The organism is Luteibacter pinisoli (genome assembly GCF_006385595.1).
Taxonomy (GTDB): Bacteria; Pseudomonadota; Gammaproteobacteria; order Xanthomonadales; family Rhodanobacteraceae; genus Luteibacter; species Luteibacter pinisoli.
Genome location: NZ_CP041046.1, coordinates 4,593,514 through 4,610,696 on the forward strand (window position 1 = coordinate 4,593,514; position 17,183 = coordinate 4,610,696).

A 17,183-nucleotide genomic window follows, 5' to 3' on the forward strand; every position below is an offset into this window, starting at 1 on the left:
GGCCGTAGCGGTGATGATGGGCGTGGTCGGAATGATCGGCGGTGCGACCGGGTGCGGCGCGATGGGCTGCTGCGCGACAGCCGGCGGCACGTCTGCGTGCGCCTGCGCCTGCATGGCGCGCGGCGCCAGCCACGGCTCGCTGATCACGGTATCCGGCTTGCTGCGATGGCGCGGCGGCACCGGCGTGGTGACCGACGGCCGCACGGGATCCGGACGCGCCGGTTCGCTGCGCGACAGGCTCGCCGTCGAGGTGGTCGCGGCCACCGCTTTCGCGACCGGCTTCACCACGGGCTTGGCGGCGCGACGACGTGTCGGCGTGCGATCCGCGCGACGCACGGCGGCCGACGGCTTGCGCCCGGTAGCGCGCGAGGTGCCACGGCGGAGCAGGCGACTCGTCCCTTCGATGGCGAGCGCGCCCATCGGTTCGAGGATGCCGTTGAGGCGGCTGATCGCCTGCGACCACGGGACGCCGACGTACCAGGGGAGGGCGATGACGATGAAGGCCAGCGATACCGCGGCGACGACGGGCGCGGCCGGCGCGGCGAGGGCGCCCAGCCAGCGGCACACGACACCGCCCACGGACGCGTCGTCCGTGAAGTGCGAAATGACCAGGCCTTCCAGCATGCTGCTCGCAAGCAGCACGAGGACGAAGCCCGCCCAGAAACGGATGGCACCGGGGCCAACCGTTGGCGGACGCCGCCGCCGGACAAGGGCAGCGGCGACACGCCAGAGCAGGGGAAGCAGCCAGAGAGTGGAGAGCCCGAAGGCGCCGAACACGAACGAGAGCATGCCTAACCGCAAAGATTCGAGCGAATGCCGTAGTTTACCGTGCATTCGTACGTGCGGTGGGTGAATGTTCGCCTAAGCCACTGTCCCGGCTACTCCCGGTGGATCAACGGCGGTAGCGCGGGGCCACTTCCTTGCGCGACAGATTCGGGCCCATCGCAAGGCGCGCACTGTTGTAGGCCTCGAACTGGGCTTCATCCTGCAGCGGCGGGATGGTGACGACTTCGCCACGGTCGTAGCCGAGCAGGGCGGCGTCCACGAGGTCGGCGGTCTCCATGACCATGCCCGGCAGCAGCGCGTCGACGTCCTTGCCGGAGTTTTCCCAGATTTCGCTGCGGGTCGCGCCCGGCAGCACGGCCTGCGCATGCACGCCCGTGCCCTTCAGCTTTTCCGCCAGGCTCAGGGTGATGTTGAGCACGTGCGCCTTGGTGCCGCTGTAGATGCCGTCGAACATCTCCGGGACGAAGGCCAGCACCGAGGCGATATTGATGATGCCGCCGTTGTTGCGGGCCACGAAGGCCTTGGCCGCCACGGCGGTGAGGATCGTCGGCGCGACGGTGTTGATCGCGAGGATCTTCTCAATCGCCGGCGAGCCGTTCTCGAGCAGGCTGCCCTCGAGAGAGATACCGGCGTTGTTCACCAGCAGGGTGATGGAGGGGTCCGAGGCGAGGCGTTCTTCCACCTTGGCCAGGTCCGAACGCAGGGTGAGGTCGGCCTGCAGCGTCTCGACCTTGCGACCGGTGCGCTCGGTGATCTTGCGGCCCAGGGCCTCCAGGCGATCAAGGCGGCGCGCGACCAGGATCAGGTCGTAGCCACGGTCGGCCAGCCGTTCGGCGTACACCTCGCCAATGCCCGACGAGGCGCCCGTAACGATGGCAAAACCTTTGGAATCAGTGCTCATGACGTGTCTCCGGATGGGTGGATTGCATATTGATAGTAACTAGGTTGCCATACGATAGTGACTGGACTATCATTTTGCAATGGACATCGAAAAACTTTCTTCCGGTACCTGCCCCATCTCCCGGGGCCTCGCACTCGTGGGCGATGCCTGGAGCGCGCTGATCCTGCGGGACGCCGGGCGGGGCATGACCCAGTTCGACCAGTTCCGGGCAAGCCTCGGCATCGCCCCGAACATCCTGTCGCGACGGCTGAAGGCCCTGACGGAGGGTGGTGTGCTGGAGAAGCGGCGCTACAGCGAGCGGCCGCCGAGGGACGAGTACATCCTCACCGCGGCCGGCCGGGACTTCTTGCCCATCCTCGCCGCCATGGGCGAATGGGGTCGCCACCACAACGGGGGTGGCGCGATCAGCCAGCTGACCAACCTGGCGACGGGCGAGCGAGTGGAAGCCGTGGTGGTCGACCGCCGCACGGGCGTGCCGCTGGCGGACATGGACGTACGGCTGGAGATGCCCGCCTAGCGTTCCACCGCGATGGTCCAGCGGCCGCGGCCGTGGTCCGTATAAATGAACTCGACGGGCAGGAACTTCTCGATCAGCGCGGCATTGCTGCGCGTATGCGCGGAAGGCGCCAGGGTGGTGAAGCTGCCACCACCGGCCAACGCCATCGGCAACAACAGCTGGTCGGCGAGGTAGCTATCCGCCACTACGTCGGCCGCCAGCCAGGCGCGTGCTTCCGCACAGGCGCGCTCGGCCACCGCTTCGGCCGTGACCCGCTTGATGCCGAAGCCAGTGAACACCGCAGATGCATGTTCGGTGCGGAAACGGATCGACAACGCATTGCCCGGGCCCATCGCCCGGCGCACCTCGCGTAGAGAGGCTTCACCGTCACCCAGGCCGAGCCGCGCCCGGGCAATCGCAAGCTCACGCTCGCCGATCTTCGCCGGGATGGCCGAGACAATCGCCTCGGCGTGCTGCTCGAGCACGGGGCCACGCTCGCCGAAATGCACCGGGGCCGGCTTGCCGCCCGCGCGCAACGCCATGCGGATCTCGCCGCCGCCCGCCGGATAGAAGCCGTGGCTGTCCAGGGCGAACGACGCGTCCAGGCCCATGCGCGCCATGGCCGGCAGGAACGCGTGGGCGATGAAGTCCGCCGAGGGCGCCTGCGGGTTATGCGTGCCGCCGACAATCGACAGACTCGCCTCCACGCCATGCATCCACAACGCGGGGAGGACGGTCTGCAACACCAGCGTGGTCGAACCCGCCGTGCCGATCGTCCAGCGATGGGCACCGCCGTGCACAGCGCGCGGGCTGAAGCGCAGCGTCGTGGATCCCGGCGTCGCGCCGTCCACGTCCGCATCGCCGACCTGCGCCGCGGCTTCCACCGCGGTGAGGTGCTGGCGTAGCAGGCCCGGGCGCTCGCGCTTGCCGCGGATGTTTTCCATGGCGAACGGCTCGCCACTGCACAGGCTCAGGGCCAGCGCGGTGCGCAGCAACTGGCCGCCACCGGCCTGGCCATCGATCTCGATCATGTCCCTCGTTCCTTTGCACTGGGCCCCGCCGTTCGGCGGGGCCGCTTCCTATCCCTTCACGCAGACCACCTGGCGTAGCGTGTGGACGATTTCGATCAGGTCTTCCTGGGCCTTCATCACCGCTTCGATCGGCTTGTAAGCCGCCGGCGATTCGTCGATGACGTCGCGATCCTTGCGGCATTCCACGTGCTCGGTCGCCTTGCGGTGATCGTCCAGCGTGATCTCCTTCCTCGCCTGGGTACGGCTCATCACGCGTCCCGCGCCATGGCTGCAGCTGTTGAAGCTTTCCTCGTTGCCGAGGCCGCGCACGATGAAGCTCTTCGCGCCCATGCTGCCCGGGATGATCCCCAGTTCGCCCTTGCGCGCGCTCACCGCACCCTTGCGGGTCAACAGCACCTCCTTGCCCAGGTGGGTCTCGCGACTCACGTAGTTGTGGTGGCAGTTGACCGCCTCGGCCCACGCTTCGAACGGCTTGCCGATGACCTTGCGCGCCGCCTCGATCACATGGCCCATCATGATCGCGCGGTTGGTGCGTGCATAGCGCTGCGCCCAGTCCACCGCGAACACGTAATTGCCGAAGTGCTCGCTGCCCTCCGGCAGGTAGGCAAGGTCCTGGTCGGGCAGGTTGATCATCCAGCGACGCATGTCCTGCTTGGCCAGCTCGATGAAGTGCGTGCCGATGGCGTTCCCCACGCCACGCGAGCCCGAGTGCAGCATGAACCAGACGCGATCGTCTTCGTCGAGGCAGACTTCGACGAAGTGGTTGCCCGTGCCGAGCGTGCCGAGGTGATGCAGGTTGTTGGTCCGCGCCAGCTTCGGGTACTTGTCGGTGATCAGGCGGAAATCGGCGAGCAACTCGCCCCAACCTTCCCTGGTGGCCTCGGGCGGCGTCTCCCACGCGCCCTTGTCGCGACGGCCCACGGTGCGTCCGTGCGGCACCGCCGCCTCGATCGCGTGGCGCAGGCCACGCAGGTTCTCGGGCAGGTCCGATGCGGTCAGCGTCGTGCGGGTCGCGATCATGCCGCAGCCGATGTCGACGCCGACCGCTGCCGGCACGATCGCGCCGACCGTCGGCACGACCGAGCCCACCGTGGCGCCCTTGCCGAGATGGACGTCGGGCATCACGGCCAGCCAGCCGTGCACGAACGGCAGCTTCGCGATGTTGACCAGCTGCTGGCGTGCCTCGTCTTCCAGCGGGACGCCGCGCGTCCACAGCTTGATCGGCGCCGCGCCGGGTTCGTTGATGACTTCGTATGCGGTGGTGGTCATGGGTCTGCTCCTGCGGACTCGGATGGTAGTTGCGGTGGCCTCGCCATGTGATCCGCCTGCCCTCCCGGTGGGCCCATTCCCACCGGGAGTAGAAAGACGGTTATCGCTGGCCTCGATGACAGGGTTAGAGCAGGAGCCATGCCAACAACCGCCTGAAAATCCTAACTACATGTATTTGCATGGAATGTTGTCGTAACGGTGTTTCACGCGCGCTGAGTCACTTCTTCCATTACGATATGTAGATATCGTTATGTAGATGGATGGATCCATGAAGACCAAGGTCGTGATCGGGTTCCTGGGTACCCAGCTCGACGCCGGCGACAAGCCGGATCGCTGGGAGCGCTGGCGGCCGACGGTCTCGCTGGGCATGCACGAGGATTTCCTCGTCGGGCGGATCGAGCTTCTGGCGGATGCGCGGCGCGCTTCGCGCACGCTGCGCCGGGTGGTCGACGACCTGGCCCAGGTCGCTCCGGAGACCGAGGTGCGGGTCCACGACACCTACATCGATAATCCGTGGGATTTCGAGACGGTGTACGAGACGCTGCATGCGTTCGCCCGCGCGTATCCCTTCGACCTCGATAACGAGGACTATTACTTCCACATCACGACGGGCACCCACGTCGTGCAGATCTGCCTGTTCCTGCTGACCGAGAGCCGGCACCTGCCCGGCCGCCTCCTGCAGGCGTCTCCGCCGCGCCACGCCGGCGCGACGGCCAGCGTCGGCGAACTCAGCGTGATCGACCTCGACCTGTCGCGCTACGACCGCCTGGCCCAACGCTTCCAGGTCGAGCAACAGGACGACCGCAGCCATCTCAAGAGCGGCATCGCCACGCGCAATGCCGCGTTCAACCGGATGATCGAGCAGATCGAGACGGTGGGTAGCCGCTCGTCCGCACCCATCCTGTTGATGGGGCCGACCGGTGCAGGCAAGAGCCAGCTCGCCCGCCGCCTGTTCGAGCTAAAACAGGCGCGGCGCGAACTCAACGGACGCTTCGTCGAAATCAACTGCGCGACGCTTCGCGGCGACGGTGCCATGAGCGCGCTGTTCGGCCACGTCAAAGGCGCTTACACCGGCGCCGCTGGCGAGCGCGCGGGTTTGCTGCGCAGCGCCGACAAGGGCCTGCTTTTCCTGGATGAGATCGGCGAACTGGGCGCGGACGAGCAGGCCATGCTGCTGCGTGCGCTGGAAGACAAGCGCTTCCTGCCGGTCGGTGGCGATCGCGAAGTGTCCAGCGACTTCCAGCTGATCGCCGGCACCAATCGCGACCTCGGCAAGCGCGTCGCCGAAGGGCGCTTCCGCGACGATCTTTATGCCCGCCTCAACATCTGGTCGTTCCACCTGCCCGGCCTCGCCGAGCGCATGGAAGACATCGAGCCCAACCTCGATTACGAACTGGAACGCTTCGCACGCGACGAGAACCGTCGGGTGACATTCAATAAGGAGGCGAGGGCACGCTACCTCGCGTTCGCCGTCTCCGGCGATGCCCCGTGGTCGGGCAACTTCCGCGACCTCGGTGCCTCGGTCATGCGCATGGCCACGCTCGCACCATCGGGTCGCATCAACGAGGCCTGCGTCGACGAAGAGATCGCTCGGCTGCGCCGGCTCTGGCGCCAGGAAGGCGAGGGCGACGTGCTGCGCGAGCTGCTCGGCGACGCAGCGGATGACGTCGACCTGTTCGACCGCCTGCAGCTGGCCCAAGTCATCCAGGTTTGCCGGCGTTGCCGCAGCGTTTCCGACGCGGGCCGGCAGCTCTTCGCGGCATCGCGGGCGAAGCGCGCCAGCACCAACGACGCGGATCGCCTGCGCAAATACCTCGCGCGCTTCGGCCTCAACTGGGAGGCCGTGACCGAAGCGCGTTAGGCGATCACGGCGCCGCCGGCGGGGCCGGCGTATACGCCACGCGCAGCATACAGTCGTAATCCGCCTGCGGCATCAGCTCCATCGCCGCGCGCCGCGTATCGAGATGGACACGATCTTCCACGGGTTTCAGTGACATCTTGACGGCATGGCCCGTGCCCGCATCGATGTCGTACTGCGTGCCGTAACGTTGCGGCTTACCCTGGGCGACGAGTACGCGGTCGGTAAGCATGGCCACGTCGCCTTTCATGACATCCCCCCTGGACCCCAGCTTCGCGACCACCGGGAGCATCGACGACTGGAACGCGAGGTCCTGGTCCGCATGTTGGACCAGGATGAAAGCCTCTTCGACGCCCCGGTGACCGACGGCGTCGACGCTGGGAAAACCTTCGGCCACGAAGTGGATCTTCATCCAGGCGAGGTTCGCCTTGTCCACCGCCATCGTCGCTTGCGCCAGGCCTTCGTTCGTCGGCGAGGCCATCGCCGCGCGTCGCCGGGCCTGGTCGTCCTCGAATCGTCGGTCGAGCTCGGCACGCAGCGCGGGATCTCCCGGCGGCGATGGCTTGCCGTTGGCCTGCATTCGCGCCTCCATCGTGCGCCCGAACGCGTCGAGCCATGCCTTCGCGCCGGGACATCGGGCGGCCGTGACGTCGTCCTGCGCGTTGGCTTCCGCGATGGGCGTTCCTAACGCGATCAATGCCACGGCCGTGGCAAGGCAACGAATCATGCGCTTCATCCTGAACGGCGTCCGGGAACGCTTATGGCTTGCCTGCGGCAGGCGCAGCCGGTACCGTCGCTGGTGTATCCGGGGCGTAGAAGATCTTCAGCGCACACTCGTAGTCAGCGTGGGGCATGAGGTCCATGCTCGCGCGGCGTTCGTCGAGCTTCGCCATGTCCTCGGTCGGGTCCATCTTCATGTCCGCCATGTTCGACATGTTGGTGCTGGTGTACTGGGTGCCGTAGCGCTGCGGCTTGCCTTGCTTGCGCAGCACGCGGTCGACCAGCATCGCGACGTCGCCCTTTTTCAGTTCGCCGGATTCACCGCGCGCCTGGACCTGCGGCAGCATCGCCTGCATGAAGGGCACGTCGGCCACGGCGTGCTGGACGAGGATGAACGCCTCGGCGACGCCGCGCAGGCCGACTGCTTCGGCGTGCGGGAATCCCTTCTTCGCGAAGTTGTCCTTCATCCAGGCCAGGTTGTCCTTGTCGACCTTGTCCATCGCCTCGAACCGCGCCTTGTCCTGCGGTGACGCGATCCACGCATTGCGCGTCGCCTGGTCTTCCTGCGAGCGCCTGTCCAGTTCCTTGCGCATATCGGTATCGGTGAAGCCGGCGGCGCTATCGTCGCGGGCGAGGCCTTCTTCGGACAGCGCGGGATGCGCCTTGGCGATCTTCTCTCCCCAGGCGCCAACGGCGGGGCACTGGGCCTTCACTGCGTCGTCCTTGGCATCGGCGAAGGCGGCGCCGGAGACGGCGAGGCAGAACGCGGCCAGGGCGGCGCGGCGTGCGAACGGATGGGGCATGTGGATTTCCCTCCCTGGGGATGGCCTGCTAGGGGCAGGCGGGTATGGCGTACAGATCGTTGGGGCTGCCGTCTTTCGAGGCGACGATCGGGGTCTGCGCCCGGGTCGACCATGCCTGCGACGGCCACCAGCGTGGGACCACCGGATGCGTCGTCGGTTCCACGGCCTGGCCCGGTTCCGGCACCAGCACATCCGCGTGGCTGCATCGCGCAGCGGCGAGGAAGCGTTCCGGCGGCTCGGTCCATGCATGGTGGGCAAGCTTGACCAGGCCCCAGTGCACCGGGATGAGGGTGCGCGCGCGGACCTCCTGACCCACCTGCATGGCCTGCTCGGGGCCGAGGTGCCAATCGGGCCACTGGGCGTCGTACTGGCCGGCCTCGATCAGGCCCACATCGAACGGACCATAGCGCTCGCCGACTTCGGGGAACGTGTCGTTCATGCCCGTGTCGCCGGAATAGAACACGCGGTGGCGCGGCCCGATCAGCGCATAGCCGGTCCACAGGGTCTGGTCACTGCGGGCGCTGAGCCGGCCCGAGGCGTGCCGCGACGGCACCGAGGCAATCGTCAGCGTGCCGACCCGTGCCTCCTGCCACCAGTCCAGCTGGGTGATGCGGTCGGACGGAATGCCCCACCCCACCAGGTGCGAGGCGATGCCGAGCGGGACGATGAAGCGGGCGCCTCGCTCGTAGAGGGCCTGCACCGACGCACGATCGAGGTGGTCGTAGTGATCGTGCGAGATCACCACGACATCCACGCGCGGCAGGTGCTCGATGGAGACCGGCGGCGGATACCAGCGCTTCGGGCCCAGCCACGGGAAGGGCGACGTGCGCTCGCTCCAGAACGGATCGACAACGACGTTCGTGCCGTCGATTTCGAGCAAGAGGGAGGAGTGGCCGAACCAGGTGACGCGCAGGCCGCTGGCCGGCGGCGTCTTGTACGTGGTCGATGAATCGACGGTCGGCACCGGTGCGTCCGGTTCTTCACCGGGGCGGGAGGCGAAGATCTGCCAGATGCCGCCGCGCAGGTTCGAGAACATCGGTTGCGGGTTCTGGAACTGCTCGCCGTGCCACTCCGGCGACTGCTCGTTGCGCGTGAGGAATTCGCCCTTCGGCAACGTGCCGACGTTGGGCCACGCACTGATCGCGACGAACGCGAGAAAGACGATAAGCAGGATGGCCACGTAGCCCAGGTAACGAAAGAACCGTTTCAATCCGCACTCCTGTCGTTCGCGGTCACCTTAGCATCGGGCACGCACAAAAAAACACGGCGGGAGCGCGTGCGCTTCCGCCGTGTCGGTCGTTCCACCCGTGTGACGCTTAGCCCTTCGGCATCGTCGCCATGTCGATCACGAAGCGATAGCGCACGTCGTTCTTCGCCAGGCGCACATAGGTCTCGTTGATCGAGGCCATATCCACCACTTCGATGTCGGAGACGATGTTGTGCTCGGCGCAGAAATCCATCATCTCCTGCGTCTCAGCCATACCACCGATGGCCGAACCGGCCACCGTGCGACGCGGCAGCATCAGGGCGCCACCCGGGAAGGCATCCAGCGGGGTCAGCGCGCCGACGAGCACCATCGTGCCGTCCAGCTTCAGCAGCATGAGGTACGGCAGGATGTCGTGGCTGACCGGCACCGTGTTCAGCAGGAAATCGAACTTCGAGGCCGCGGCTTCCATCTGCTTCGGATCCGTCGAGACCAGCACCTCGTCTGCGCCGAGGCGCTTGGCATCTGCACCCTTGGCTTCCGACGTGGTGATCATCGTGACGTGCGCACCCAGTGCCTTGGCGAACTTCACGCCCATGTGGCCGAGGCCGCCGAGGCCGATCACGCCCACCTTCTGGCCCGGGCCCACCTTCCAGTGACGCAGCGGGGAGTACGTGGTGATGCCGGCGCAGAGCAGCGGCGCGGTGGCCTTCAGGTCGAGCTTGTCGGAGATCTTCACCACGAAGCGCTCTTCGGTAACGATGTCGGTCGAGTAGCCGCCGTAGGTCGGGGTGGTCTTGTCCTGCTCGGTACCGTTGTAGGTAAAGCTGGTGTGCACCTGGCAGTACTGCTCCAGGTCCTTCTTGCACGACTCACAGGTGCGGCAGGAATCGACCATGCAGCCGACGCCGGCGTAATCGCCCACCTTCAGCTTCTTCACGGCCGAACCCACGGCCTTCACGCGGCCGACGATCTCGTGGCCCGGCACCATCGGGAAATTGGAGTTGCCCCAGTCACCCTTGGCCTGGTGCAGGTCGGAATGGCAGACGCCGCTGAACAGGATCTCGATGTGCACGTCATGGGCGCCGACGTCGCGGCGGTTGAACGTAAAGGGGACGAGATCCGTCGTGGCGCTCTTGGCGGCATAACCGTGGACTTCAAACATGGGTGTCATCCTCTACAGGGGGATTAAGGAAAGCGGGGAACCATAACCCTCAACAATCCAAGGCGCCAACGGGATTATTCGGACGAATCATTGAGGTATCCTTGATAATCATGCGTCCAGACAATCTTTCGCACCTGGCGGCCTTCGCCGCCGTCGCCCGCCACGCCAGCTTTCGCAAGGCCGGCGCCGAGCTCACGCTCTCCACGTCGGCCATCAGCTACGCCATCCGTGGCCTCGAGGAGCGGCTGGGCGTCATGCTGTTTCATCGCACCACCCGGAGTGTCTCGCTGACGGAAGCCGGGCAACGGTTGCTGGAACGGCTGCAGCCGGCGCTTCGCGACGTCGGCGATGCGCTGGAAGAGATGAACGACTTCCGGGCCCACCCCGCCGGAACGCTCCGCATGAACATGCCACGGGTGGCCGGACAACTCTTGTTGCCACCGCTCCTGCCCGGCTTCCTGGCGGCCTATCCGGATATCCATTTCGAGGCCGTGGACGACGACGGCATGATCGATATCGTCGCCTCCGGCTATGACGCGGGCATCCGTTTCCACGAGGCGGTACCGGAAGACATGATCGCCGTGCCCTTCGGCGGCATGCAGAAGGGCGCCTGCGTCGCCTCGCCGGAGTACCTGGCCCGTCGCGGGATACCCCAGCATCCGTACGACCTGTTGCAGCACGATTGCATCCGTTTCCGCTTCCCCAGCGGGCGCCTCTACAAGTGGGAGTTCGAGCAGGGCGAGACCAAGCTCGAGCTGGACGTGCGTGGCCGCTGCACCTTCGGCGATTTCTGCGTCTCGATCGACGCGGCGATGGCCGGGGTCGGCCTCACCCTGGTGCTGGACGACCAGGTGGATGACTACGTCCGCGAGGGCCGCCTTGTGCGGGTCCTGGAGGACTGGTGCCCGCCGTATCCGGGCTTCATGGTCTATTACCCGCGCCAGCGCCGGGTGACATCGGCCCTGCGTGCGTTCGTCGAATACCTGCGCGAGCACACTTAACGGGGTAAACTGGCGCCATGCTGCACCGCACAACCGCGGCGCACCCCCGTCCCAGGTTTCCCCATGACCTCCGCTGCCCCCGCACTCGACCCGGGCACCCCGCCCGTCCGCGCGCCCCATGTCGGCCTTGTCATCCTTGCCCTCGCGGTGGGTGGCTTCGCCATCGGGACGACTGAATTCGCTTCGATGAGCATGCTCCCGCTCTTCGCCCAGGGCCTCGGTATCGACGCACCCACGGCCGGCCACGCGATCAGCGCCTATGCGCTGGGTGTGGTCGTCGGCGCCCCGATCATCACCGTGCTTGGCGCCCGGCTGCCGCGCCGCCGCCTGTTGCTCCTGCTGATGGCGATGTTCACGGTGTTCAACGGACTGACCGGCCTGTCGCCCAACTACCACTGGATGCTGGTGTTCCGCTTCCTGGCGGGCCTGCCGCATGGCGCGTACTTTGGCGTCGCGGCCCTCGTGGCTAGCTCCCTCGTCCCGGCCAACCGGCGCACCCGCGCGGTCGGCCAGATGTTCCTCGGCCTCACGGTGGCCACCATCGCCGGCGTACCGCTGGCGAGCTGGCTCGGCCAGGCCGTGGGTTGGCGCTGGAGCTTCGCCCTGGTCGCCGTGCTTGGCATCGCCACGATGAGCGCGGTGTTCGCCTTCGCACCGAACACCCCGGCCGATGTGAAAGCCAGCCCGCTGCGCGAGCTCAGCGCGCTGAAGCGTCCGCAAGTGTGGATCACGCTGGGCATCGGCGCGATTGGCTTCGGTGGCATGTTCGCTGTGTACACCTACCTAGCCGACATCCTGCTCAACGTCACCCACATGCCGCTGTCGTCGGTGCCGTGGATCATGGGCGTGTTCGGCATCGGCATGACCCTCGGCAACATGGTGGTCCCGGTCTTCGCCGACCGCGCGCTGATGCGCACCGCGGGCGCGCTCCTGCTGTGGGCGCTGGTCATCCTCGCCATCTTCCCGTTCACCGCAGGCAACGTCTGGACACTCGGCATCGCCGTGTTCTTCATCGGCATCAGCGGTGCACTGGGTACCGCGCTTCAGACACGTCTCATGGATGTGGCCGGTGATGCGCAGGCCCTGGCGGCCGCGCTGAATCATTCCGCCTTCAACACGGCGAATGCGCTCGGCCCGTTCCTCGGCGGTCTTGCGATCGCCGGCGGCTACGGCTGGACGTCGCCCGGCTGGGTGGGAAGCGGCCTGGCGTTAGGTGGCTTGTTGCTTTGGGCTGTGTCTGTTGCTGTTGAGCGGAACAGCGTCGCTCAGGAAGCGGCGCAGACTTGCTGACCGCGCAAATGCGCGGAGATGCTAGCCATCGGTGAATTCCTACACTGTCTGACGAGCGTCGCCTAATATGCGCGACGCGATGTAGGAGACACCATGACAAGCATGACCATCACAGACACCGCCGTCCTCTCCGACCTTGATCAGCTCGCCCAGTCCACGGGCCGTGATGCTGCCGATCTGGTCACTGAAATTCTTCGTAAGCACTTCAATCCGAAGCCGCGCCGTCTCGTTCCCGATCCTAACGACCCTCCGGGGAGTGCCGCTGAACTTCTTGCAGCGATTCGGGCTGATTTTGAAGAAGTTGGCTGGATGGAGCTGGAACTTCCTACCAGGCGCTCACTGGGATGATCTTTCTCGATACCAACGTCTTGTCCGAGTTGGTCCGAGAGTGCCCAGATACGAACGTCCTTGGGTGGTTTCAATCGTCCCGTCGTACCGAACTAGCTACGACGTCCGTTTCGAAAGCCGAAGTCCTCTTCGGTCTCGAGAGCATGGCCGACGGTCGTAAGCGCCGGGATCTCTCGGCGAAGATTCACCGTCTTTTCGTCGGTCATTTTGACGGGCGAGTGGTCCCTTTCGACGAAGTTGCATCCGAGTGGTATGGGAGGGTTCGGGCTAAGTGCAAGCGCAAAGGCAAGTTTCCGGGCGACATGGATACCATGATCGCCGCGATTGCCCTTTCGCACGACGCCTCTCTTGCGACAAGGAATACGAAGGACTTCGAAGCGTTCGCGATCGATCTGATCAATCCCTGGAACTTCGAAGCTGGGTGTCTAACTCATGCGCGACTGGTTGACTCAAGTGCAACGGCACGCGAAGGTTTGCCTGCTACTTACCAATGCAGAACGAACTGAAGATCGCGCCAAGCAGATCGTCGGACGAGTAAGTTCCGGTGATTTCACCGAGCGCGTGCTGAGCGTGGTGGAGCTCCTCGGCGGCCAATTCACCGGCGTGCGATTCGTGCAACGCAATCGCCGTGTGGTCGAGGTGAGCTTTGACTTGCTCCAGTGCGACAACGTGGCGGCGACGCGCACTGAACGCGCCTTCACCGGCACCGGCCGTGGCTAGCGTGCGCAGCATGTCACGAAGGGCATCGAGGCCTTCGCCGGTATGCGCGGACAACCACAGTTTGTCGTAACGGGCGCTGCGTTCCTGGTGCGCCGGCACGGAACCCAGGTCGATCTTGTTCACGACGACGATGTGCGCAGCATGCGCCGGCGTTGCCTCGAAGAACACGAGATCGTGATCGGCGTGCTGTTCGTCGGTGACGAGCACCGCGACGTCGCAACGCTCGAGCTGGGCACGTGCGCGACGGATACCTTCGCGCTCGACGATGTCATCGGAATCACGCAGGCCCGCCGTGTCGGCGAGTTCGAGCGTCACGCCGTCGATGGTGATCGCTTCGCGGAGCACATCGCGTGTCGTGCCGGCGATATCGGTGACGATGGCGCGCTCTTCGCCGGCCAGCGCATTTAGCAGACTCGACTTGCCCGCGTTCGGCCGGCCGACGATGGCGACGGTGATGCCGTCGTTGAGACGCACGCCGCGACGGGTTTCGACCAGCAGCGCATCCAGGCTCGCGCGTAACGCGGCGAGCTGTTCGCCAATCACCGGATCCGCGAGGAAATCAATTTCCTCTTCGGGGAAATCAATCGCCGCTTCGATATGCACGCGCAGTGCAATCAGCTCGGCGAGCAGTGCATCGACGCGCGCAGAGAACACGCCTTCCATCGAACGCAGCGCGGCACGCGCGCCCGCTTCCGACGTGGCGCTGACCACATCGGCCACCGCTTCGGCCTGGGCAAGGTCGAGCTTGCCGTTGAGAAACGCGCGCTCGGTGAATTCACCGGGGCGTGCGAGGCGTGCGCCGAGCGAGATGCATCGACGAAGGAGGGCGTCGAGTAACACGGCACTGCCGTGGCCCTGGAGTTCCAGGACGTGTTCGCCGGTATAGGAGGCGGGGCCGGGGAAGTAGAGCAGGATGCCGCGATCGATCAGCTCGCCCTGCGCGTCGCGGAAGGCCGCGAAGTGCGCGTGCCGCGGCTTCGGTTCGCGGCCGAGCATGCTCGCCGCGATCGCCGGTGCCAGGGGGCCAGACAAACGAACGGCGCCGACACCGGCCGCGCCGGCGCCGGTGGCGATGGCTGCGATGGTGTCGGCGCCGTGGGACATCGGATTACGCCGTGCGGGCCTTTTCGTGGGCCTTGTCGACGCTGCGGTTGATCCACCACTGCTGGAGCAGGCTGGTCGCACCGTTGACGGTCCAGTACAGCACGAGGCCGGACGGGAAGAAGGCGAAGAAGACGCCGAAGATCAGCGGCATCACCTTCATCATCTTGGCCTGGGTCGGATCCATGCCAGCGGTCGGCATCATGCGCTGGGTGAGCAGCGTGACCAGGAAGTACAGCACCGGCAGCACGTAGAAGGGATCCGGCGCCGAGAGATCGTGGATCCAGCCGAAGAACGGCGCATGGCGCAGTTCGATCGACTCGGACAGCACGCGGAGCAGGCCGATGAAGATCGGGAAGGTGATCAGGATGGGCAGGCAGCCTGCCATCGGGTTCACCTTCTCCTTCTTGTACAGCTCCATCATGGCCTGCTGCATCTTCATGCGGTCGTCGCCGTAACGCTCCTTCAGGGCCTGGACGCGCGGCTGGAGCTTGCGCATGCGGGCACCCGAACGGAACTGGGCGTCGGTCAGCTTGAACAGGGCGGCCTTGATCAGCAGCACCAGCAGGATGATGGCCACGCCCCAGTTACCGCTGATGGCGTGCAGCTGCGAGAGCAGCCAGTGGAGCGGGGTGGCGATGATGGTCAGCCAGCCGTAGTTCGCCGTCAGGTCGAGGCCCGGGGCGATGGCATCGAGCGTGCCCTGCAGCTTCGGGCCGATGTACAGGCGGGCGACGCTGTCGCTCACCTGGCCCGGGGCGACCTGGATCGCCGGGCCGAAGGCGCGCACGAGGTAGCGCGGCGTGGCCGAGTTCGGGTCGACGATGGTGCTGGTGTAGGTGACGTTCTGGTCAGCCGGCGGGATCCACGCCACGAAGAAGTAATGCTGAAGCATGCTGATCCAGCCGCCGGTGACGGCGTGGCTGAGCGGCTTCTTCGCAAAGTCCGTGAACGGCAGCGGCTCGAACTTCGATTCCGGGCTGTACCAGCCGGCGCCGAAGAAGCTGTGCTGGGCCGGGTCGGTATACGACTTGAACCAGTTGACCTTCTCGGCCGGCGCGCGCTGCAGCTGCTGGTAGGCGTTGCCCGACCAGGTGGCCTGCGAACCGTTGTCGATGCGCTGGTCGAGGTCGACCACGTAGTCCATGCGCTTGAGCGTGTAGCGCTTGGTCACCTTCACGCCCGACGGATCGGACCAGGTGAGGTCGAGGCTGACGGACTTCTCGCCATCGGCCAGCTTCGCTTCGGTCTTCTCGGCGTGGAACAGGGCGCGGTGGTCCGGCGCGGCGCCGTTGTTGCTGACCAGGCCATCCTGCGCGGCGAAGAACATCGTCGCGTTATCGTCGAGGAGGCGGGCGGGCGGCGGGGTCGGGTCCTTGCGGGTGACCGGCGCGCTCGGGTAGTACAGCAGTTCCGAACGGACGATGCTGCCACCGCGGGTGTCGATGGTCAGGCGCAGCACGTCGTTCTGCAGGGTGACCAGCTCAGCCTTGCCGGCCGGAGCGGCGGTGTCGCTGGGGACGTTGGCGGGGCCGGCGGCGCCCGGCACGCTGCTATCGGCAGCCGGCTTGCCATCCACCTGGGCGGCAGGCGTGGCCTGGGCCGGCGGCTTGGGGCCGTAGTCCTGCTCCCACTGCGTCCACAGCACGTAGGCCACGAACATGAGCGCGAAGAAGAGAAGCGTGCGCGTTTGATTCATTAGCTTAAGCCAGATCCGTTAGGCACCGCGGCCGATATAAGGACGGTAAGGCGGGCAGGAAAGAGGTCAACGCGCGATTGTGCCGTCGGCACCCTCGGGCTTCAACGGCTTGATGCGTCGGAGGAGGGTATCCAGCTCCGCCAGGAGGGCGGCACCGGTGGCCTCGACCGCGCAATCGCGGGCCATGACGAGGATATCGACGGATGGCAGGTCGGGGCGCGCGCGACGAAATACCTCACGCGCCAGGCGCTTGATGCGGTTCCGGTCGACGGCTCGCTTGGAGCAGCGCTTGGAGATCGCCAGCCCGAGACGGGCCGTATCGGCCGAGTTGTTTCCGAAACGCACAAGAAAACAGCGGCCGCCGAGGCGACCGCTGACATTTCGCAAGGCTGCGAAGTCGGCGGCGCGGCGTAGCCGCGCATCGCGCGGCAAAGCTGCGGCACGCACGACCGGCGGGCCGATTACGGGATCAGGCGCTTGCGACCCTTCGCGCGGCGCGCGTTCAGGATCTTGCGGCCATCGGCCGTTGCCATGCGGGCACGGAAGCCGTGCGTGCGGGCGCGCTTGAGCTTGCTGGGCTGGAACGTACGCTTCATGGCGCTTACATCCGGGTGAAGATTGAAATTGGCCAGAAAGTATGCGGGACATTCCCGAAGGATGTCAACTGCTTGGCCATGCGATGACAACGGGCCGTGGGCCGCGCGTACACCGAGGGTGGGCTGGAAGGCTGGTAGACTTCATCGTCCACCCCGCGCGCAAGCGCCCCTTTACGCAGTGGCAAAGAATACCCG

At 66.1% G+C, this 17,183-nt stretch carries 17 protein-coding genes and 1 pseudogene; 6 read left to right on the top strand and 12 right to left on the bottom strand.

Annotated elements, in window-relative coordinates; translation table 11 throughout:
• Window positions 1-498 precede the first annotated feature (498 nt).
• Window positions 499-834 (bottom strand): annotated as a pseudogene (locus FIV34_RS21550) (DNA translocase FtsK 4TM domain-containing protein); the annotation flags it as partial.
• A 58-nt stretch (window positions 835-892) separates the two neighbouring features.
• Window positions 893-1,687 (bottom strand): SDR family NAD(P)-dependent oxidoreductase, encoded by a 795-nt coding sequence (locus tag FIV34_RS20795; protein ID WP_139985509.1) that lies wholly within the window; start codon window positions 1,685-1,687, stop codon window positions 893-895.
• Window positions 1,688-1,766: 79 nt separating this feature from the next.
• On the opposite strand from FIV34_RS20795, the gene FIV34_RS20800 reads away from it, so the two are divergent.
• The gene (locus tag FIV34_RS20800) at window positions 1,767-2,204 is read left to right on the top strand and encodes a winged helix-turn-helix transcriptional regulator (RefSeq protein WP_211352671.1); all 438 of its coding nucleotides are present in this window, start codon (window positions 1,767-1,769) and stop codon (window positions 2,202-2,204) included.
• Here the strand turns inward: FIV34_RS20800 and rtcA are convergent.
• Together rtcA and FIV34_RS20810 are read right to left on the bottom strand one after the other, a co-directional pair.
• Window positions 2,201-3,214: an RNA 3'-terminal phosphate cyclase gene (rtcA, locus tag FIV34_RS20805; RefSeq protein WP_139985511.1), complete on the bottom strand. Its 1,014-nt coding sequence runs from the start codon at window positions 3,212-3,214 to the stop codon at window positions 2,201-2,203. The two genes, FIV34_RS20800 and rtcA, sit on opposite strands and share 4 nt — an antisense overlap.
• A 48-nt stretch (window positions 3,215-3,262) precedes the next feature.
• Window positions 3,263-4,483: an RtcB family protein gene (locus FIV34_RS20810; protein WP_139985513.1), complete on the bottom strand. Its 1,221-nt coding sequence runs from the start codon at window positions 4,481-4,483 to the stop codon at window positions 3,263-3,265.
• Window positions 4,484-4,751: 268 nt separating this feature from the next.
• Between FIV34_RS20810 and rtcR the strand changes: the two genes are divergently transcribed.
• Entirely contained in the window at window positions 4,752-6,344 is a 1,593-nt protein-coding gene (gene rtcR, locus FIV34_RS20815; RefSeq protein ID WP_139985515.1) for an RNA repair transcriptional activator RtcR, read from the top strand.
• A gap of 4 nt (window positions 6,345-6,348) precedes the next feature.
• Here the strand turns inward: rtcR and FIV34_RS20820 are convergent, their stop codons facing one another.
• The 4 genes from FIV34_RS20820 to FIV34_RS20835 all read right to left on the bottom strand — a co-directional run bounded on the left by FIV34_RS20820 (window position 6,349) and on the right by FIV34_RS20835 (window position 10,233).
• Window positions 6,349-7,068 (bottom strand): DUF6624 domain-containing protein, encoded by a 720-nt coding sequence (locus FIV34_RS20820; RefSeq protein ID WP_139985517.1) that lies wholly within the window; start codon window positions 7,066-7,068, stop codon window positions 6,349-6,351.
• 31 nt (window positions 7,069-7,099) lie between these two features.
• A complete protein-coding gene (locus FIV34_RS20825) occupies window positions 7,100-7,864 on the bottom strand; it encodes a DUF6624 domain-containing protein (RefSeq protein WP_139985519.1) in 765 nt (254 codons plus the stop codon).
• Window positions 7,865-7,892: 28 nt separating this feature from the next.
• Window positions 7,893-9,074, bottom strand: coding sequence for an MBL fold metallo-hydrolase (locus tag FIV34_RS20830; protein WP_211352672.1), 1,182 nt, complete (start codon window positions 9,072-9,074; stop codon window positions 7,893-7,895).
• Window positions 9,075-9,180: 106 nt separating this feature from the next.
• The gene (locus FIV34_RS20835) at window positions 9,181-10,233 is read right to left on the bottom strand and encodes an NAD(P)-dependent alcohol dehydrogenase (protein WP_139985521.1); all 1,053 of its coding nucleotides are present in this window, start codon (window positions 10,231-10,233) and stop codon (window positions 9,181-9,183) included.
• A 110-nt stretch (window positions 10,234-10,343) separates the two neighbouring features.
• Between FIV34_RS20835 and FIV34_RS20840 the strand changes: the two genes are divergently transcribed.
• The 4 genes from FIV34_RS20840 (at window position 10,344) to FIV34_RS20855 (ending at window position 13,378) form a co-directional block, all read left to right on the top strand.
• Window positions 10,344-11,234 carry a LysR family transcriptional regulator gene (locus FIV34_RS20840; protein WP_139985523.1) on the top strand — a complete coding sequence of 297 codons (891 nt, stop codon included), beginning with the start codon at window positions 10,344-10,346 and terminating at the stop codon, window positions 11,232-11,234.
• A 63-nt stretch (window positions 11,235-11,297) separates the two neighbouring features.
• Window positions 11,298-12,524 carry an MFS transporter gene (locus FIV34_RS20845; protein ID WP_139985525.1) on the top strand — a complete coding sequence of 409 codons (1,227 nt, stop codon included), beginning with the start codon at window positions 11,298-11,300 and terminating at the stop codon, window positions 12,522-12,524.
• A 93-nt stretch (window positions 12,525-12,617) separates the two neighbouring features.
• Entirely contained in the window at window positions 12,618-12,872 is a 255-nt protein-coding gene (locus FIV34_RS20850; protein ID WP_139985527.1) for a hypothetical protein, read from the top strand.
• Window positions 12,869-13,378 (top strand): type II toxin-antitoxin system VapC family toxin, encoded by a 510-nt coding sequence (locus FIV34_RS20855; protein WP_139985529.1) that lies wholly within the window; start codon window positions 12,869-12,871, stop codon window positions 13,376-13,378. The genes FIV34_RS20850 and FIV34_RS20855 overlap by 4 nt, the downstream gene beginning before the upstream one ends.
• Here the strand turns inward: FIV34_RS20855 and mnmE are convergent.
• From mnmE to rpmH, 4 genes are all read right to left on the bottom strand, one after another.
• The gene (mnmE, locus tag FIV34_RS20860; RefSeq protein WP_139985530.1) at window positions 13,353-14,696 is read right to left on the bottom strand and encodes a tRNA uridine-5-carboxymethylaminomethyl(34) synthesis GTPase MnmE; all 1,344 of its coding nucleotides are present in this window, start codon (window positions 14,694-14,696) and stop codon (window positions 13,353-13,355) included. The two genes, FIV34_RS20855 and mnmE, sit on opposite strands and share 26 nt — an antisense overlap.
• Window positions 14,697-14,700: 4 nt before the next feature.
• Window positions 14,701-16,392 carry a membrane protein insertase YidC gene (yidC, locus tag FIV34_RS20865; protein WP_139985532.1) on the bottom strand — a complete coding sequence of 564 codons (1,692 nt, stop codon included), beginning with the start codon at window positions 16,390-16,392 and terminating at the stop codon, window positions 14,701-14,703.
• A 66-nt stretch (window positions 16,393-16,458) separates the two neighbouring features.
• Window positions 16,459-16,839 carry a ribonuclease P protein component gene (rnpA, locus tag FIV34_RS20870; RefSeq protein ID WP_139985534.1) on the bottom strand — a complete coding sequence of 127 codons (381 nt, stop codon included), beginning with the start codon at window positions 16,837-16,839 and terminating at the stop codon, window positions 16,459-16,461.
• A 14-nt stretch (window positions 16,840-16,853) separates the two neighbouring features.
• Window positions 16,854-16,988, bottom strand: coding sequence for a 50S ribosomal protein L34 (gene rpmH / locus FIV34_RS20875; RefSeq protein WP_008211413.1), 135 nt, complete (start codon window positions 16,986-16,988; stop codon window positions 16,854-16,856).
• Window positions 16,989-17,183 lie beyond the last annotated feature (195 nt).

Excerpts from the sequence above, each read along its gene's own strand:
- FIV34_RS20795 (WP_139985509.1), bottom strand. The coding sequence starts at position 1,687 with ATGAGCACTGATTCCAAAGGTTTTGCCATCGTTACGGGCGCCTCGTCG.
- FIV34_RS20800 (WP_211352671.1), top strand. The coding sequence starts at position 1,767 with ATGGACATCGAAAAACTTTCTTCCGGTACCTGCCCCATCTCCCGGGGC.
- rtcA (WP_139985511.1), bottom strand. The coding sequence starts at position 3,214 with ATGATCGAGATCGATGGCCAGGCCGGTGGCGGCCAGTTGCTGCGCACC.
- FIV34_RS20810 (WP_139985513.1), bottom strand. The coding sequence starts at position 4,483 with ATGACCACCACCGCATACGAAGTCATCAACGAACCCGGCGCGGCGCCG.
- rtcR (WP_139985515.1), top strand. The coding sequence starts at position 4,752 with ATGAAGACCAAGGTCGTGATCGGGTTCCTGGGTACCCAGCTCGACGCC.
- FIV34_RS20820 (WP_139985517.1), bottom strand. The coding sequence starts at position 7,068 with ATGATTCGTTGCCTTGCCACGGCCGTGGCATTGATCGCGTTAGGAACG.
- FIV34_RS20825 (WP_139985519.1), bottom strand. The coding sequence starts at position 7,864 with ATGCCCCATCCGTTCGCACGCCGCGCCGCCCTGGCCGCGTTCTGCCTC.
- FIV34_RS20835 (WP_139985521.1), bottom strand. The coding sequence starts at position 10,233 with ATGTTTGAAGTCCACGGTTATGCCGCCAAGAGCGCCACGACGGATCTC.
- FIV34_RS20840 (WP_139985523.1), top strand. The coding sequence starts at position 10,344 with ATGCGTCCAGACAATCTTTCGCACCTGGCGGCCTTCGCCGCCGTCGCC.
- FIV34_RS20845 (WP_139985525.1), top strand. The coding sequence starts at position 11,298 with ATGACCTCCGCTGCCCCCGCACTCGACCCGGGCACCCCGCCCGTCCGC.
- FIV34_RS20850 (WP_139985527.1), top strand. The coding sequence starts at position 12,618 with ATGACAAGCATGACCATCACAGACACCGCCGTCCTCTCCGACCTTGAT.
- FIV34_RS20855 (WP_139985529.1), top strand. The coding sequence starts at position 12,869 with ATGATCTTTCTCGATACCAACGTCTTGTCCGAGTTGGTCCGAGAGTGC.
- mnmE (WP_139985530.1), bottom strand. The coding sequence starts at position 14,696 with ATGTCCCACGGCGCCGACACCATCGCAGCCATCGCCACCGGCGCCGGC.
- yidC (WP_139985532.1), bottom strand. The coding sequence starts at position 16,392 with ATGAATCAAACGCGCACGCTTCTCTTCTTCGCGCTCATGTTCGTGGCC.
- rpmH (WP_008211413.1), bottom strand. The coding sequence starts at position 16,988 with ATGAAGCGTACGTTCCAGCCCAGCAAGCTCAAGCGCGCCCGCACGCAC.